Source organism: Streptomyces sp. NPDC005533 (assembly GCF_042871845.1).
GTDB lineage: Bacteria > Actinomycetota > Actinomycetes > Streptomycetales > Streptomycetaceae > Streptomyces.
Window position 1 is genome coordinate 99,384 of record NZ_JBIAJH010000015.1, and the last position, 16,522, is coordinate 115,905.

13 protein-coding genes are annotated in these 16,522 nt (G+C 73.8%); 9 read left to right on the top strand and 4 right to left on the bottom strand.

Translation table 11 applies throughout. From position 1 onward, the window contains the following. Positions 1 to 11: 11 nt before the first annotated feature. A complete protein-coding gene (locus ACFYP3_RS17635; RefSeq protein WP_388832847.1) occupies positions 12 to 1,331 on the bottom strand; it encodes an MFS transporter in 1,320 nt (439 codons plus the stop codon). Positions 1,332 to 1,439: 108 nt separating this feature from the next. Here ACFYP3_RS17635 and ACFYP3_RS17640 point away from each other — a divergent pair, with 108 nt between their 5' ends. Beyond that, positions 1,440 to 1,931 (top strand): MarR family winged helix-turn-helix transcriptional regulator, encoded by a 492-nt coding sequence (locus ACFYP3_RS17640; protein WP_388832850.1) that lies wholly within the window; start codon positions 1,440 to 1,442, stop codon positions 1,929 to 1,931. Positions 1,932 to 2,055: 124 nt separating this feature from the next. Here the strand turns inward: ACFYP3_RS17640 and ACFYP3_RS17645 are convergent, their stop codons facing one another. Both ACFYP3_RS17645 and ACFYP3_RS17650 read right to left on the bottom strand, forming a co-directional pair. Continuing rightward, positions 2,056 to 2,295, bottom strand: a complete 240-nt coding sequence (locus ACFYP3_RS17645; protein WP_388832854.1) for a hypothetical protein — start codon at positions 2,293 to 2,295, stop codon at positions 2,056 to 2,058. 20 nt (positions 2,296 to 2,315) lie between these two features. Next, positions 2,316 to 4,310 carry a 4-alpha-glucanotransferase gene (locus ACFYP3_RS17650; RefSeq protein ID WP_388833035.1) on the bottom strand — a complete coding sequence of 665 codons (1,995 nt, stop codon included), beginning with the start codon at positions 4,308 to 4,310 and terminating at the stop codon, positions 2,316 to 2,318. A gap of 231 nt (positions 4,311 to 4,541) precedes the next feature. On the opposite strand from ACFYP3_RS17650, the gene ACFYP3_RS17655 reads away from it, so the two are divergent. Further along, positions 4,542 to 7,565, top strand: coding sequence for a beta-N-acetylglucosaminidase domain-containing protein (locus tag ACFYP3_RS17655; RefSeq protein ID WP_388832857.1), 3,024 nt, complete (start codon positions 4,542 to 4,544; stop codon positions 7,563 to 7,565). Between the two features lie 45 nt (positions 7,566 to 7,610). Here the strand turns inward: ACFYP3_RS17655 and ACFYP3_RS17660 are convergent, their stop codons facing one another. Then, a complete protein-coding gene (locus tag ACFYP3_RS17660; protein WP_030710765.1) occupies positions 7,611 to 8,147 on the bottom strand; it encodes an HNH endonuclease in 537 nt (178 codons plus the stop codon). A gap of 259 nt (positions 8,148 to 8,406) precedes the next feature. On the opposite strand from ACFYP3_RS17660, the gene ACFYP3_RS17665 reads away from it, so the two are divergent. The 7 genes from ACFYP3_RS17665 to ACFYP3_RS17695 all read left to right on the top strand — a co-directional run bounded on the left by ACFYP3_RS17665 (position 8,407) and on the right by ACFYP3_RS17695 (position 16,348). After that, positions 8,407 to 9,489: a mechanosensitive ion channel family protein gene (locus ACFYP3_RS17665; RefSeq protein WP_388832860.1), complete on the top strand. Its 1,083-nt coding sequence runs from the start codon at positions 8,407 to 8,409 to the stop codon at positions 9,487 to 9,489. 136 nt (positions 9,490 to 9,625) lie between these two features. Next, a complete protein-coding gene (locus tag ACFYP3_RS17670) occupies positions 9,626 to 10,861 on the top strand; it encodes an ROK family protein (RefSeq protein WP_388832863.1) in 1,236 nt (411 codons plus the stop codon). A 102-nt stretch (positions 10,862 to 10,963) separates the two neighbouring features. Further along, positions 10,964 to 12,298: an ABC transporter substrate-binding protein gene (locus tag ACFYP3_RS17675; protein WP_388832866.1), complete on the top strand. Its 1,335-nt coding sequence runs from the start codon at positions 10,964 to 10,966 to the stop codon at positions 12,296 to 12,298. Positions 12,299 to 12,304: 6 nt separating this feature from the next. Continuing rightward, positions 12,305 to 13,255, top strand: a complete 951-nt coding sequence (locus ACFYP3_RS17680) for a carbohydrate ABC transporter permease (protein WP_388832869.1) — start codon at positions 12,305 to 12,307, stop codon at positions 13,253 to 13,255. After that, the gene (locus tag ACFYP3_RS17685) at positions 13,252 to 14,091 is read left to right on the top strand and encodes a carbohydrate ABC transporter permease (protein ID WP_388832872.1); all 840 of its coding nucleotides are present in this window, start codon (positions 13,252 to 13,254) and stop codon (positions 14,089 to 14,091) included. The genes ACFYP3_RS17680 and ACFYP3_RS17685 overlap by 4 nt, the downstream gene beginning before the upstream one ends. A 5-nt stretch (positions 14,092 to 14,096) precedes the next feature. Next, positions 14,097 to 15,362 carry a 6-phospho-beta-glucosidase gene (locus tag ACFYP3_RS17690; protein WP_388832875.1) on the top strand — a complete coding sequence of 422 codons (1,266 nt, stop codon included), beginning with the start codon at positions 14,097 to 14,099 and terminating at the stop codon, positions 15,360 to 15,362. Then, positions 15,353 to 16,348: an N-acetylglucosamine kinase gene (locus ACFYP3_RS17695; RefSeq protein ID WP_388832878.1), complete on the top strand. Its 996-nt coding sequence runs from the start codon at positions 15,353 to 15,355 to the stop codon at positions 16,346 to 16,348. Before ACFYP3_RS17690 ends, ACFYP3_RS17695 begins: the two co-directional genes overlap by 10 nt. The last annotated feature ends 174 nt before the right edge of the window (positions 16,349 to 16,522 follow it).

Genomic DNA, 16,522 nt, shown 5'->3' on the forward strand with positions numbered 1-16,522 from the left:
GGCGGGGTGGTTCAGGCGGCGACGGCGGCCGGCCGGCGCTCCGGGGCCGTCGCCTCGCCGGGGGCGACGGCGGCGGCCGGCTGCTCGACGTGGACGGCTCCGGCCGGCAGGTGCGGCTCCAGCCGGACCAGTGCGAGGGCGGCGCCGAGTGCGGCGACGGCGAGGGCGGCCCAGGGCAGGCGGCCGTCGACGGCGAGCAGGGCGGTGAAGAGGGAGGGGGCGAGCGCGCTGGCCAGCGAGTAGGACAGCTGGTAGGTGGCGAGGTAGCGGCCGCGGACGGCCTCGGGGGCGGCGGAGACCGACAGGGCGCCGCCGGAGGGGCTGTGCACCAGTTCGCCGAGGGTGTAGACGACGACGATGGCCAGCAGGGCGACCAGGGTCACGCTCTGGCCGGGGCGCAGCGTGCCGAGCACGATCTGTCCGACGAAGGCGGCGGCGAAGAGCAGGGCGCCGAGGGCGGCCGAGCGGGTGCGGCGGGCTCCGGAGCGGCGGACCCGGCCTGCGATCAGCACGCCGATCCCGGCGCACAGGACGGTGTTGACGGTGAAGGCGGCGCCGGCGAGGGAGTCGGGGGCCGCCAGCCAGGTGGAGAGGTAGAGCGGGAAGAGGACGGAGAGGGCGGAGTAGCCCAGCGCGGTGAGGAAGTTGGCGGCGGTGAGGCCGAGGAAGGGGCGGTCGCGCAGGACCATCCGGTATCCGGCGGGAGCCCGCCGCGCGGAGCCCGCCGCGGCGGCGCGGACCGGGCGGACCCGGCTGACGAGCAGTCCGGCGAGGGCGAAGGCGAGGGAGTTGCCCCAGGCGGTGTACGTGAACCCGCCGGTGCCCCACAGCGCCAGCACGCCGGAGACGAGCAGGGCGCCCGCGCCCATCCCGGCGTTCTGCAGGGCCCGGGTGGAGGCCTGGAGCCGGTCGCGGGCGGCGCCCCGCGCCACCTCGCCGATCAGGGACTGCTGTACGACGCCGAACGAGCGGTCGGCGAGCGCGGTGACGAGGGCGACGGCCCCGAAGGCGGGCAGGGAGCTCGCGAAGGGGTAGAGGGCGAAGCCGAGCGCCCGTATCCCGTAGAGCACCAGGTTGACCCTCTTGGCGCCGAACCGGTCGACGGCCGAGCCGGCCAGGGGCATGAACGCCAGCCCGGCCAGGCCGGTGACCGTCATGACCAGGCCGACGAGGGTGAGGGAGAGGCCGGTGACGTGGTGGAAGAAGACCAGCGAGAACGGGACGTACATGCCGATCCCGACCGCGCTGATGCCGATGCCGAGGAGAAGCGACCGCTCCCCCGCGACCTTCGCCTCCCCGGTGCCGGCGCTCTTGCTCCTGAACACTGCCATGACGGCCTCTCCCCCAGATTCGGTTGCTGGTAAGTAGCTTACCGCTAAGCTACTTTCCGTCAAGCAACTTTCTTGCGAACGATCTCAGGGAAGCGGAATACTGCACTCATGAGTGACGACAAGGACGCCGTCGACGCGATAACGGCCCAGTGGTTCGCCGTGCGCCCCGACTTGGACACGGCCCCCATGGCCGTCTTCGGACGCATCTACCGGATCGCCAGGGCCATGGGCGACGCGATGGAAGAGTGCTACGCGCGCTTCGGCATCTCGCGCGGGGAGTTCGACGTCGTCGCCACGCTGCGCCGTTCGGGCGCCCCGTACACGCTCTCGCCCCGCCAGCTCTCGGCGACGCTCATGCTCACCACGGGCGGCATGACCGGGCGGTTGGACAAGCTGGAGAAGGCCGGGCTGCTCTGCCGCAAGCCCGATCCGCACGACCGGCGGGGGCTCCAGGTGACGATCACCGACCGCGGCCTCGCGCTCATCGACGAGGCGGTCGCCGCCGGCCTGGAGGTGCAGCGCGCCGCGCTGACCGGGCTGAGCGACGAGGAGGTCGGCGTCCTCACCGGCCTGCTCCGCAAGCTGCTGGCCGGCATCTGAGGCGGGACCGGTCCGCGGACACGACAAAGCGCCGGGGGTCGCCGCACGGCCGAGGTGAATCGGCGGTGCGGACCCCCGGCGCCCGGGAAGTCCAGCGGTCCCGACCCCGTGGGGCCGGACCTGCTCAGGCCTGCTTCCGCGGCCTGTCCGACTTGTCGAGGACCATCACGAGACCCGCGATGACCAGGAACAGCACGATCGGCAGGGCCACGTACAGGCCGAGCGTCTCGCCAATGCTCAGGCCCGGGCCCGGGTCGTCGCCGTCGTCGCGGGTCAGCGCGAGGGCGGGAGACGTCATCAGCAGCATCATCAGCGTCGTTCCGGCCGTGACGGCGCCGGCGCGCAGAGCGTTCTTCTTGTCCACGGTGCAAACGTAGCGAACACCTAAACGGGGCGCGCGCCCGGGGGTGCCGTACGAGGTCGCGCGCCCTCCGCCAGCGCCCCCAGCAGGGCGTTCGCCCGGGGCGAGGCGAGCAGTTCCTCCAGCGTCAGCGGCCGCCCCCCGGCATCGGCGACCGGAAGCCGCCAATTGGGGTACTGGTCCCAGGTGCCGGGCAGGTTCTGCGGCCGCCGGTCCCCCACCGCGTCGGGCAGCCAGACGCCGACCAGCCGGGCCGGGGTGCGCAGCAGGAACGCGTACAGGGACCGTACGGCCGCCTCCTCGCCCTTGGTCTCCAGGCCGAGCCCGTCCAGCAGCTCCAGCCACTCGGCGGTGTCGGCGGCGTCCTCGGCCCGCTCCTGCGCGGCCGGGCGGGTCAGCAGGCCGAGCCGGTCGCGCAGTTCCACATGCGAGCCGGCGAGTTTCGCGGCCGTGGGCGGCAGGTCGTGGGTGGTGGCGGTGGCCAGGCAGTCGGCCCGCCAGGCCTGCGGCGGGAGCGGGCTCCCGGAGCCGGCCCAGTCCCGCTCGAACCACAGCACGGAGGTGCCGAGCACCCCGCGCCGGGCCAGCTCCCGCCGCACCCGCGGCTCCACCGTCCCGAGGTCCTCGCCGATGACGAGGGCGCCCGCCCGGTGCGCCTCCAGGACCAGGACCGCCAGCATGGCCTCCCCGTCGTAGCCCACGTACGTGCCCTCGGCGGGCGGGGTCCCCTGCGGGATCCACCACAGCCGGAACAGGCCCATCACGTGGTCGATCCGCAGCGCGCCGGCGTAGCTGAACACCCCGCGCAGCAGCGAGCGGAAGGGGGCGTAGGCGGTGGCGGCGAGCACGTCGGGGCGCCACGGCGGCAGCCCCCAGTCCTGGCCGCGCGCGTTGAAGGCGTCCGGCGGCGCGCCGACCGAGATGTGCCGGGCGTAGCAGGACGACCCGGAGACGTCGGAGCCCTGCGGGTGCACCCCGACGGCGAGGTCGTGGACGATGCCGACGCTCATGCCGGCCTCGCGGGCGGCCCGCTGGGCGGCGGCGAGCTGGCCGTCCGTCAGCCAGACCAGCCAGCGGTGGAAATCGCCGCGCTCCTTCGGGTCCTCCCCCGCGTGGTCGGCGCACCAGGCGGCGTGCACGTCCAGCGGTGCGCCCTGTTCGGCGCAGAACGCCCGGTAGGCGGCTTCGCGTTCGGGTGCGCGCGGCACGGCGTACAGCAGCTCCAGCGCCGCCCGCTTGAGCTCCCAGACGGCGTCGCGGTCGATCAGCCCGCCCTTCTCCAGGACCTGGCGGCGCAGCTCGCCGCCGCGCGCGGCGAGCTCGGCGAGGGCCGCGCGGTCGGGGCAGTCGGCGTACTCCGGGACGTCCTCGATCCGCAGGTGGACGGGGTCCGGGAAGCGGCGCGAGGAGGGCCGGTACGGGGAGGGGTCGGTCGGGGTGCCGGGTACGGCCGCGTGCAGCGGGTTGACCTGGATGAAGCCGGCGCCGTGGGTGCGGCCGGCCCAGCGGGCGAGCGCCGCGAGGTCGCCGAGGTCGCCCATGCCCCAGGAGCGCTCGGAGAGCAGGGAGTAGAGCTGGACGAGCAGCCCGTGGGCCCGCTCGGGCGCGGCCGGGGCCCGCTCCGGGGCCACGATCAGGGCGGCCTCGGCGGTCCGCCCGTCGGACGCCCGGGCGGTGAGCCGGTGGACGCCCGGGGGCAGTCCGGGGCCCCACGCGAGCTCCTCCCCCGTCTCCTCGGCCACCACGCGGACCCGGGTGCCCGGCGGGAGGGCGGCGGGCCGCGGCGGCACGGGCTCCCCCTGCCAGAGCACCACCGTCGGCGGCAGGAGCCGCCCGGCCGCCGCCCGGGACTGCTCCTCGGCGGACACCCGGATGCTCTCGGCGTCGTCCGTGACCACCCCGAGCCGGCCGAGCACGGCCTTGACGGTGGTCTCCGGCACCTGGACGGTGACGTCCGGGGCGGGCTGGTAGGCGGTGGCGATGCCGTGCAGGGCAGCGAGCCTGGCCAGGTCGTCCATCAACGGGCGCTCCTTCTTGCGTGCGGGCACGAGGGCGTGAGGGTGGGTCAGAAGCGTGGTGCAGAAGGGCGGGACACCGCGGGGGAACACGCCAGCCATACCCACTCGGAGGGACCGCATTCCTGTCATATCCGGGTCAGATCACCCACCCGCATTGACACCCCAGCCGCACGAGTGGTGGGCTCGGGCTCATTCGTACGAGTGGGGGACGTCTCGGGACGAGGAGGTTCTGTGCAGCTCAGGGGCAGGAAACGGTCGACGGCCGCCGCCATCGCGGTGATCGGGTCGCTGCTCGGCGGCGCCGTGGCCGCCGCGCCGCCCGGCACCCTGACGGCTCCCTCCGTCCCGGACGCGCCGACCCCCGCACCGGGGGGAGCCGCCGCCGCGGCAGGGGCTGCGGCCGGCGCCAACGGCGCCGTCGGCCCCGTGCTCGACCCCGGCGCCGACACCCCCCGGGCCGCCTCCGAGGGGCCCGCGGTGTGGCCCCGGCCGCAGTCGATGACTGCCGATCCGGGGCGCGAGGTGCCGCTGGGCCCGGAGGCCGTACTGGTCGCCCCGGCCGACACCGACCCGTACGCGCTCCAGGTGGTGCGCGAGGCCCTGCGCAAGGCGGGCGTGAAGACCCTGCACGAGCCGGCCCCGGGGGCGCCGGTGCCCGAGCGGGGCACCGTCGTGCGCCTCGACGACGCGGGTGCCGAGCAGGCGCTGCGGGCGCTGGGCGCGGCCGCGGCGAAGGACCTGCCGGAGGGGGGCTACCGGCTGGCGGTGGGGCGGCCCGGCGGCCGGGACACGGTCGCGCTCGCCGGCGTGGGGGACGCGGGGCTGTTCCACGCGGCGCAGACGCTGCGCCAACTGCTCGCGGCGGGCGGCGGGAAGGTGCCCGGGGTACTGGTGCGGGACTGGCCGATCGCCCCGGTGCGCGGCATCACCGAGGGGTTCTACGGGCAGCCGTGGACCAACGAACAGCGCCTGGCGCAAGTGGACTTCATGGGCCGCACGAAGCAGAACCGGCTACTGGTCGCGCCCGGGAACGACCAGTACCGGACGACCGGCTGGCGCACGGACTACCCGCAGGCGCAGCAGGAGGAGTTCCGCGCGCTGGCCGAGCGGGCCCGCGCCAACCGGGTGGTCCTGGCCTGGGCGGTCACCCCCGGTCAGTCGATGTGCCTGTCCTCGGCCGCCGACCGGGCGGCGCTCGCGCGCAAGCTCGACTCGATGTGGGACCTCGGCTTCCGCGCCTTCCAGGTGCAGTTCCAGGACGTCAGCTACTCGGAATGGGGCTGCCGCGCGGACCGGGAGCGGTACGGGAAGGGGCCGGCGGCGGCCGCGAAGGCGCACGCGGAGGTCGCGAACGAGCTGGCCGCGCACCTGGCCTCCCGGTATCCGGGCGCGCCCGCCCTGTCGCTGCTGCCGACGGAGTACTACCAGGAGGGCTCCACCTCCTACCGGACGGCGCTGGCGGGCGCGCTCGACGCGCGGGTGGAGGTGGCCTGGACGGGCGTCGGCGTGGTGCCGCGCACGATCACGGGCGGGGAACTGGCCGGGGCGCGCTCCGCCCTGGGGCAGCAGCCCCTGGTCACCATGGACAACTACCCGGTCAACGACTGGGATCCGGGCCGCATCTTCCTCGGCCCGTACGCGGGCCGCGATCCCGCGGTGGCGGGCGGATCGGCGGCGCTGCTGGCCAACGCGATGCAGCAGCCCATCCTGTCGCGGATCCCGCTCTTCACGGCGGCGGACTTCGCCTGGAACCCGCGCGGCTACCGGGCCGGGGAGTCCTGGCAGGCGGCGGTGCGCGATCTCGCGGGCTCCGACCCGCGGGAGCGCGCGGCGGTGGCGGCCCTCGCCGGGAACACCGCGTCGTCGGGGCTGAAGCAGGAGGAGTCGGCGTATCTGAAGCCGCTGGTCGAGCAGTTCTGGAAGGCCCGCGCCGCGGGCGACCCGGCGGCGGGGGCCGAGCTGCGCAAGGCGTTCACGGTCCTGCGCGAGGCCCCCGGCCGGCTGCCGGTCCTGTCGGACGAGGCGGGCCCCTGGCTGGAGCGGCTGGCGCGCTACGGAACGGCCGGCGAGCTGGCCGTGGACGTCCTCCAGGCGCAGGCCCGCGGGGACGGGGCCGCCGCCTGGCAGGCCTCCCGGGCCCTGGCCGAGGTCCGCGAGGAGCTGGCGGAACCGGGGACAGCCCGGGTGGACGAGGCCGTCCTGGAGCCCTTCCTGAAGAAGGCGGTGGCGGAGGCGGACGCCTGGACAGGCGCCGCCCGTACCACGGGCACGGTGACGAAGGAGCCGGAGTCCTGGACGGTCCGGCTGGCCGCCGCGCGCCCGCTGTCGGCGGTGACGGTGATGACGGAGCCCTTCCCGGCGGGGGCGCGGGGCGCGGCCGTGGAGGCGCACGTACCCGGCGAGGGCTGGCGCAAGCTCGCCGACGCCTCGCCCTCGGGCTGGACCCAGGTGGACACGGCCGGGCTGAGTGCGGACGCGGTACGGCTGACCTGGGCCGGGACGGGCACCGCGCCCACGGTGCACCAGGTGGTGCCGTGGTTCGGGGACGGGCCGCGGGCCCGCTTCGAGCTGGCGGCCGGGGCCGCGACCGACGCCGAGATCGGCGGCGCCCCGGGGCGGGTGTCGGCGCAGCTGTCCGCGCCGGGCCCCGCCGAGGTGCGCGGACCGCTGTCGGCGCGGCCGCCGGCGGGCATAGAGGTGCGCCTCCCGGGGGTCGCGGTGGTGCCGCGCGGCGGGCAGGTGTCGATCCCGGTGGAGGTCGTGGTGGCGCCGGGCACCGCGCCCGGCAGCTACGAGGTCCCGGTGACCTTCGACGGCGAGACGCGGACGCTGACGGTACGGGCCGTGCCCCGCACCGGCGGACCGGACCTGCTGCGCACCGCGCGGGCCACCTCCTCGGCGGACGAGACCCGCGGCTTCCCGGCCTCGGCGGCCGTGGACGGCTCCCCGACCACCCGCTGGTCCTCACCGCCGGTGGACGGGGCCTGGTGGCAGGCGCAGCTGCCCGCCCCGGCCCGGATCGGCCGGCTGGAGCTGCACTGGCAGGACGCGTACCCGTCCGCCTACCGCGTGGAGACCTCGGCGGACGGGGTCACCTGGCGTCCGGCGGCGACGGTCGCGGCCTCCGGTGGCGGCCGTGAGTCCCTGCGCCTGGACGCGCCCGACACCCGCTTCCTCCGCGTCACGTGCGACCGCCGCGCCACCCGCTACGGCTGCTCCCTCTGGTCGGCGGAGGCGTACGCCGTCACGCCGTAGGGTCGGCGTACGCCGTCGCGCCGTAGCGGGTGGGGCCGGGGGCGGCTACGACGCCGCGACCCCGATGCGCTCCAGCGCGTCCTCGGCCCCGTACGGCTGGAGGTAGGGCATCCAGCGGGGATCCCGGTGCCCCGTCCCGATGATCCGCCACGCCAGCCCGGACGGCGGCGCCGGCTGGTGGCGCAGGCGCCAGCCGAGCTCCAGCAGGTGCCGGTCCGCCTTGACGTGGTTGCAGCGCCGGCACGCGGCGACGACGTTGTCCCACGCGTGCTGCCCGCCCCGGCTGCGCGGGATGACGTGGTCGACGCTGGTGGCGACGGCCCCGCAGTACATGCAGCGGCCGCCGTCCCGCGCGAACAGGGCGCGCCGGGTGAGTGGAACGGGCCCCCGGTAGGGGACCCGCACGAAGCGCTTGAGCCGTACCACGCTGGGAGCGGGGACGGCCCTTGTCGCGCTGTGCAGATAGGCGCCGGATTCCTCCAGGGAGACCGCTTTGTTCTCCAGGACGAGGACGAGCGCGCGGCGGAGCGGTACGACGCCGAGGGGCTCGTACGACGCATTGAGGACCAGGACGTGCGGCACGGACTGCCTCCTTGTACGCCGGCGGCGCGTGGCTCGCGCCGGGACGATCTGCTCTCCAGTCTCTCCTTACGGCTGGTCGAAGCGCCACCACGCGCCCGTAACGGGTCCGAGGTGTTTTCAACCACAGTCAGTCATCCCCAGGTGAGTCTGGTCTCTCCCTCGAACACGGCACCAAGGTGAAGGCATTGCCCCGTTAGTGTGGTTGGTCTGCCCCTACAACCGTTCCGCAGGCAGACCGCTACACCTGGAGGTTCCCGTCGTGCCCTGGCCCGCCGCCCTGCTGCCGTTGGCAGCCGACGTTCCGGACGCGCCCGCCTCGGTCAAGGAGGCGCAGGCCAGCGTCACCGAGGCCGCCAGCTTCATCGAGCAGAACTGGGCCACCTGGCTGAGCATCGGCCTGCGGATCCTGCTGATCGTGGTGATCGCCGCGGTCATACGCTCGGCGGTCCGCAAGGCGCTGACCAAGCTCATAACCCGGATGAACACCAGCGCCGAGGCGGTCGAGGGCACGGCGCTCGGCGGGCTGCTGGTCAATGCGGAGCGGCGGCGCCAGCGTTCGGAGGCGATCGGCTCGGTCCTGCGCTCGGTGGCCTCGTTCCTGATCCTCGGCACGGCCGCGCTGATGGTCCTGGCCGCGTTGAAGATCGATCTGGCCCCGCTCCTGGCGAGTGCCGGTGTGGCCGGTGTGGCCATCGGTTTCGGCGCCCGGAACCTGGTCACGGACTTCCTGTCCGGCGTCTTCATGATCATGGAGGACCAGTACGGGGTCGGCGACAAGATCGACGCGGGCGTGGCCTCGGGCGAGGTCATCGAGGTCGGGCTGCGCGTGACCAAGCTGCGCGGGGACAACGGCGAGATCTGGTACGTGCGCAACGGCGAGATCAAGCGGATCGGCAACCTCAGCCAGGGCTGGGCGACCGCGGGCGTGGACGTCCAGGTCAAGCCCTCGGAGAGCCTGTCGCGGATCCGCGAGGTGGTCCAGCAGGTCGCCGACACCCTGGCGAAGGAGTCCCCGTGGGACGAGCGCCTGTGGGGTCCGGTGGAGGTCCTCGGCCTGGACGAGGTGCTGCTCGCCTCGATGACGGTGAAGGTGTCGGCGAAGACCATGCCGGGCCAGCAGTTCGCCGTGGAGCGGGAGCTGCGCTGGCGGATCAAGGAGGCCTTCGACGCCGCGGGCATCCGGATCATCGGCGGCGTGCCGGCTGCGGACGAGGAGGACGAGGCCCCGGCGGACCCGTCGGCCTCCGTCGCCGCGCCGTCCGCACTGGCGAACCCGGCCTCGCCGCAGTCGCTGGCCACGGCCCCGATCCCGCCGCCGGCCGGCCCGCGGATCACCAAGTAGCCGCCCCGGCGCCGCCGCGCCCCCGCTGCCCCGCAGGTCATTCGCGAATGACCTGCGGGGCAGCGGCATTGACACGGGTCAAACGGTGATAGGAAACTTACCTAACAGATCGCCTCGGTGAGGGAGAGACCGCTCCATGCCCGCCTCCACGCCCGGAACGCCCAGCCTGTTGCGCGCCATGAACGACCGGGCCGCGCTCGAACTGCTGCTGACGCACGGCCCGCTCTCCCGGACCCGCATCGGGCACCTGACCGGACTGTCCAAGCCCACCGCCTCCCAGCTGCTGGCCCGCCTGGAGGCCGCCGGTCTCGTCCTGGCCACCGGCACCGACGGCGGCCGCCCCGGCCCCAGCGCCCAGCTGTACGCGCTCAACCCCCGGGCCGCGTACGTCGGCGGACTCGACGTCACCCCGGGGCGCGTCCTGGCGGCCGTCGCGGACCTCACCGGCACGGTGATCGCCTCCCACGAGGTCCCGTACACCGAGGGCGCCCAGGCCGTGGACCAGGTGACCGAGGCCCTCGGCGGGGCCGTCAAGGCCGCCGGTCTGCACCGCAGCGATCTGCACCGCGTGGTCATCGCCACCCCGGGCGCCTTCGACCCGCAGACCGGCCGGCTGCGCTACGCCAGCCACCTGCCCGGCTGGCACTCCCCCACCCTGCTCGAGGACCTGGCGGCGGCCCTGCCGATGCCCGTGGAGTACGAGAACGACGTCAACCTCGCCGCCGTCGCCGAACAGCGCCTCGGCGCGGCCCGCGGCCACGAGGACTTCGTCCTGCTCTGGAACGAGGAGGGCCTCGGCGCCGCCCTGGTGCTCGGCGGCCGGCTGCACCGCGGCTGGACCGGCGGCGCGGGCGAGGTGGGCTTCCTGCCCGTACCCGGCCGCCCCCTGGTCCGCCAGGTCACCCGGGCCAACGCCGGCGGCTACCAGGAACTGGCCGGCGTGGAGGGACTGCCCCGGCTCGCCGCGGAACTGGGCGTGGCGGCCGCGCCCGGTCCCGCCGCCGGCACCCCGCACGGCCCGGACGCCCCGCACAGCCCGGAGGTCGCCGCCGCCGTCGCCCTGCTCGCGCAGGCCGCGGCCGCGCCCGAGGGCGCGCACCTGAGCTTCCTCCAGTCGTACGCCACCGCGCTCGCCACCGGTCTGGCCTCGCTCGTCGCCGTGCTGGACCCGGAGATCGTGGTCCTGTCCGGGGCCGCGATCAGCGCGGGCGGCGAACCGCTGCGCGCGCTGCTGGAGGCCGAGCTCGCCGAACTGGCCCCCTCCCGGCCCCGGCTGGTCCCCGGCGAGGTACGGGGACGGCCGGTCCTGCACGGCGCGCTGGAGAGCGCGCTGGCCGCCACCCGGGACGCGGTGTTCGACACCTCCCGCTGACACCGCCCCGCCCGTCCCCCTCCACCCCACCCCCACCGCCACCCCCACCCCCACCCCCACCCCCACCGGAAGTTTCGTCTCCCGCAGAGAGCGAGCCCCGCCATGCCCGGAACCGGACGCCTGACCACCGCAGCAGCCCTCCTCGTCGCGATATCCGCACTCGCCACGGCCTGTACCGGCCAGGGCACCGACACCGCCTCCGACGACCCCAAGGCGGACGTCACCCTCACCTTCTGGCACGGCTGGTCCGCACCGAGCGAGGCCAAGGCGATCGAGGACAACATCGCCCGCTTCGAGCAGGCGCACCCGAACATCAAGGTCAAGGTCACCGGCAACATGACCGACGACAAGATCAACCAGGCCCTGCGGGCGGGCGGGGACAAGGCCCCCGACGTGGTGTCCTCCTTCACCACCGACAGCGTCGGCAAGTTCTGCAACTCCCGCGCCTTCGCCGACCTCAACCCCTTCCTGCGCAAGTCCGGGGTCGACAAGACGAAGGTCTTCCCCAAGACCCTGCTGGAGTACACCCAGTTCGACGGCAACCAGTGCACGCTGCCCCTGCTGCACGACGCGTACGGCCTCGTCTACAACAAGACCGCCTTCGAGGCCGCCGGGATCACCGAACCCCCCAGGACGTGGAGCCGGTTCACCGAGGTCGCGCAGAAGCTCACCAAACCCAAGGGGGACTCGTACGAGCAGGTCGGCCTGATGCCCACCTTCCACGGCTACGAGACCACCCCGGTGCGGCTCGCCGCGCAGTGGAGCCCCGCCTACTTCGGCGCGGACGGCAAGTCCGGCCTGGCCAAGGACCCCGGCTTCGGCAAGATGCTGACCGCGCAGAAGGACCTGGTGGACAAGCTCGGCGGCTACGAGAAGCTGGAACGGTTCCGCAGCACCTTCGGCGACGAGTGGAGCGCCGAACACCCCTTCCACACCGGCCAGGTGGCCATGCAGATCGACGGCGAATGGCGGGTCTCCATGGCGAAGGAGGCCGGGGTCGCGTTCGAGATCGGCACCGCGCCGCTGCCCGTGCCCGACGAGCAGGCCGCCGACTACGGCAAGGGCTACCTCTCCGGCACGGTCATGGGCATCGCCGCCGGCAGCAGGAAGCAGAACGCCGCCTGGGAACTGGTCAAGTACATGACCACCGACACCGAGGCGGTGGTGTCCTTCGCCAACGCCATCCACAACGTGCCGTCCACCCTCGCCGCCCTGGAGTCCCCGAACCTCCAGGTGACCCCGGAGTTCAAGACCTTCCTCGACATCGCCCGGCACCCCAAGTCCGGCACCACCCCGGCCCAGGCCGACGGCGGCACCTACCAGCTGACCTTCCAGGACCTCGCGTACGCGGTCGAGAAGGGCGACGTCACCGACATCCCCGCCGGCCTCGCCAAGGCCGACCAGCAGATCGACACGGACATCGCGAAGGCGAAGTAGCCCCGGATGACCCGGACGACCACCCCCACGCTGCGGTCGAAGAGCCGCCGCTCCGCCCTGCGGACCGCGGCCTTCATGTCCCCCTGGCTCATCGGGTTCGCGGTCTTCTTCGCCTACCCCCTGCTGTCCACCCTCTACTTCTCCTTCACCAAGTACGACGGCTTCCGCCCGCCCGCCCTCAACGGCACGGACAACTGGAGCTACGTCTTCACCGACTATCCGCTCTTCTGGCCCGCCATGCGCAACACCCTGTGGCTCGTGGTGGTGATGGTGACCTGCCGGGTCCTCTTCGGCCTCGGCGTCGGTCTGCTCGTCACGAAGATCAAGACGGGCGTCGGGATCTTCCGGACCCTGTTCTACCTCCCCTACCTGGCCCCGCCCGTCGCCGCGACCCTGGCCTTCGTCTTCCTGCTCAACCCCGGCACCGGTCCCGCCAACACCCTGCTGGACGCCGTGGGGCTGCCCACCCCTGGCTGGTTCACCGACGCCGACTGGTCCAAGCCCGCGCTCACCGCCCTCGCCCTGTGGGGGGTGGGCGACCTGATGGTCATCTTCATGGCCGCACTGCTCGACGTACCGAAGGAGCAGTACGAGGCCGCCGAACTCGACGGGGCCGGGGCATGGGCGCGGTTCCGGCACATCACCCTGCCCAACATCTCGCCGATCATCGCCTTCGCGGTGGTCACCGGCGTCATCCAGGCCATGCAGTACTACGCCCAGCCGCTGGTCGCCGGCAAGGTCGCGGCCGGGGTGATCGGCGGCTCCGGCCAGCAGTTCGAACCGGGCTACCCCGACAAGTCCACCCTCACCCTGCCGCAGCTCGTCTACAACCTCGGATTCCAGCGCTTCGACTACGGCACGGCGTGTGTCGTCGCGCTCGTCCTGTTCGCCCTCTCCATGACCTTCACCGCGCTCCTGATGCGGCGCCGTGGCGGACTGATCGGAGCAGGCGAGTGAACGCGCACGCACGCAAGGGCGTACTGCACTGGATCGCGGTCCACTCGCTGGCCGTGGCCGCGGCCCTCTTCTTCGTCCTCCCCTTCGTCTTCCTCCTGCTCACCTCCCTGATGGGCGACCGCCAGGCACTCACCCGCGACCTGTGGCCCGACCACTGGGAATGGGACAACTACGCCACCGTGTGGAACACGCCCGGCTTCCTGACCTGGTGGCGCAACACCCTCCTGTACGCCGGACTCGGCACCCTGTTGACGGTGGTCTCCTCCGTGCCCGTCGCCTACGCCCTCGCCAAGTTCCGCTTCCGCGGGCGGCGGCTGACGCTGCTGCTCGTGATCGCCATGATGATGCTGCCACCGCAGGTCGTCGTGATCCCCATGTACCTCTTCTGGGCCAAACAGCTCGACCTGTCCGGGACCCTGTGGCCGCTGATCGTCCCCATGGCCTTCGGGGACGCCTTCTCCGTCTTCCTGCTCCGCCAGTTCCTGCTGACCATCCCCGACGAGTACCTGGACGCGGCCCGCGTCGACGGCTGCGGCGAGGTGCGCACCCTGCTGCGCGTGGTGCTGCCGATGGCCAAGCCCGCCATCGCCGCCGTCGCGCTCTTCCAGTTCTTCTACGCCTGGAACGACTACTTCGGCCCCCAGATCTACGCCTCCGACAACCCGGCCGCCTGGACCCTCAGTTACGGACTGGAGTCCTTCAAGGGCGCGCACCACACCAACTGGAACCTGACCATGGCCGCGACCGTGCTGGTCATGGCCCCGGTGATCGTCCTCTTCTTCTTCGCCCAGAAGGCGTTCGTCGAGGGAGTCACCCTGACCGGCGTGAAAGGCTGACGGCAATGAAACTCGCAGTGGTGGGCGGCGGTTCCACCTACACCCCCGAACTGATCGACGGCTTCGCCCGGCTGCGCGACACCCTGCCGGTCACCGAACTCGTCCTGATCGACCCGGCCACCGACCGCCTCGAACTCATCGGCGGCCTCGCCCGGCGGATCCTCGCCCGGCAGGGGCACCCGGGCCTGGTCACCACCACCGCCGACCTCGACGCAGGAGTCGACGGAGCCGACGCCGTCCTGCTCCAGCTGCGCGTCGGCGGCCAGGCCGCCCGGCTCCAGGACGAGACCTGGCCCCTGGAATGCGGCTGCGTCGGCCAGGAGACCACCGGCGCGGGCGGCCTCGCCAAGGCGCTGCGCACGGTCCCGGTGGTCCTCGACATCGCCGAGCGGGTCCGGCGGGCCAACCCGGACGCGTGGATCATCGACTTCACCAACCCGGTCGGGATCGTCACCCGCGCCCTCCTGCAGGCCGGGCACAAGGCCGTCGGACTGTGCAACGTCGCCATCGGCCTCCAGCGCAAGTTCGCGGCCCTGCTGGACCTGGCCCCCGGCGACATCCACCTGGACCACGTGGGCCTCAACCACCTGACCTGGGAACTGGGCGTGCGGCGCGGCGGCCCGGACGGCGAGGACCTGCTGCCCGGCCTGCTCGCCGGGCACGGCGAGGCGATCGCCGGGGACCTGCGCCTGCCGCGGGCCCTGCTGGACCGGCTCGGCGTCGTGCCCTCGTACTACCTGCGCTACTTCTACGCCCACGACGAGGTCGTACGGGAACTCGGCACGAAGCCCTCGCGGGCCGCCGAGGTCGCCGCCATGGAACGGGAACTGCTCGCCCTGTACGGGGACCCCGCGCTGGACGAGAAGCCGGCGCTGCTGGCCCGGCGGGGCGGCGCCTTCTACTCGGAGGCCGCCGTGGACCTGGCCGCCTCGCTGCTGGGCGACGGCGGCCCGGCCCTCCAGGTCGTCAACACGTACAACAACGGCACCCTGCCCTTCCTCCCCGACGACGCGGTCGTCGAGGTGCAGGCGCGCGTCGACGCCTCGGGCCCGCGGCCGCTGGCCGCCCCGCGGCTGGACCCGCTCTACGCCGGGCTGGTCTCCCACGTGACGGCGTACGAGGACCTCGCGCTGGACGCGGCGCTGCGCGGCGGGCGCGAGCGGGTCTTCAGGGCCCTGCTCGCCCACCCGCTGGTCGGCCGGTACGACCTGGCCGGGCAACTGACCGACCGGCTCCTCGCGCACAACAAGGAGCATCTGGCATGGGCGTGAGCCTCTGTTCCGTCCTCGCGATCGACGCGGGCAACAGCAAGACGGACGTGGCCCTGCTCGGCCCGGACGGCTCGGTGCTGTGCTCCGGGCAGGCCGGTGGCTTCCAGCCGTCCCGTTCGGGGGTGGCCGCGGCCGTCGACGTACTGGCCGAGGCGATGGCCGACGCCGGCCTGGACTACCGGGAAGGGCGCGGCCTCGGGCCCTGCGCCGAACACGTGTCGGCCTGCCTGGCCAACGCGGACTTCCCGCTGGAGGAGTGGCAGCTGGCGCGCGAGATCAAGCGCCGCAACTGGGGGCGCGTGACGGAGGTGCACAACGACACCTTCGCCCTGCTGCGCGCCGGCCTGCCCGTGGGCGCCGAACCGCGCGGCGTCGCGGTGGTGTGCGGGGCCGGCATCAACTGCGTCGGGATGACCCCGGACGGGCGGACCGCGCGTTTCCCCGCGATCGGGCGGATCTCCGGCGACTGGGGCGGCGGGGGCGGACTGGCCGAGGAGGCCATGTGGTTCGCGGCCCGGGCCGAGGACGGGCGGGGCGAGCCGACGGAACTGGCCCGGGCGCTGCCCGCGCATCTGGGCCGGGACTCGATGGCCGCGCTGATCGAGGCGCTGCACCTGGGCCGGATCCCGGCGGGGCGGCGGCACGAGCTGACCCCGGTGCTGTTCGCGGTGGCGGCCGCCGGGGACCCGGTCGCCCTCTCGCTGGTGCACCGGCAGGCGGACGAGATCGTGGCGATGGCCTCGGTGGCCCTGAGCCGCCTGGGCCTGCTGCACGAGGAGGTGCCGGTGGTCCTGGGCGGCAGCGTCCTGGCGGCCCGGCACCTGCAGCTGAACGACCGGATCACGGAGCGCCTCGCCGAACGCGCCCCGCACGCCCGCGTCCACGTGGTCACGGCCCGCCCGGTCCTGGGCGCCGCCCTCCTGGGCCTCGACGCCCTCGGCTCCCCGCCCCTCGCCTACGGAAAACTCCGTGCCCATTTCGGGTGAACCCGCCCCGGAAGGCCGCCGGTCTGGAACCGTGGCGCCCGTGCGGGCGTATTGACGGTGAAGGGGTGGCGGAGGGCGCCCGTGGGGAGGGATCGTGCCTGATGCAGCACCGGGTGCTGTGGTCGACCAGCACTACGTCCATACTGCTGCGCAGGGGGTGCCTCCCGCCGTTGG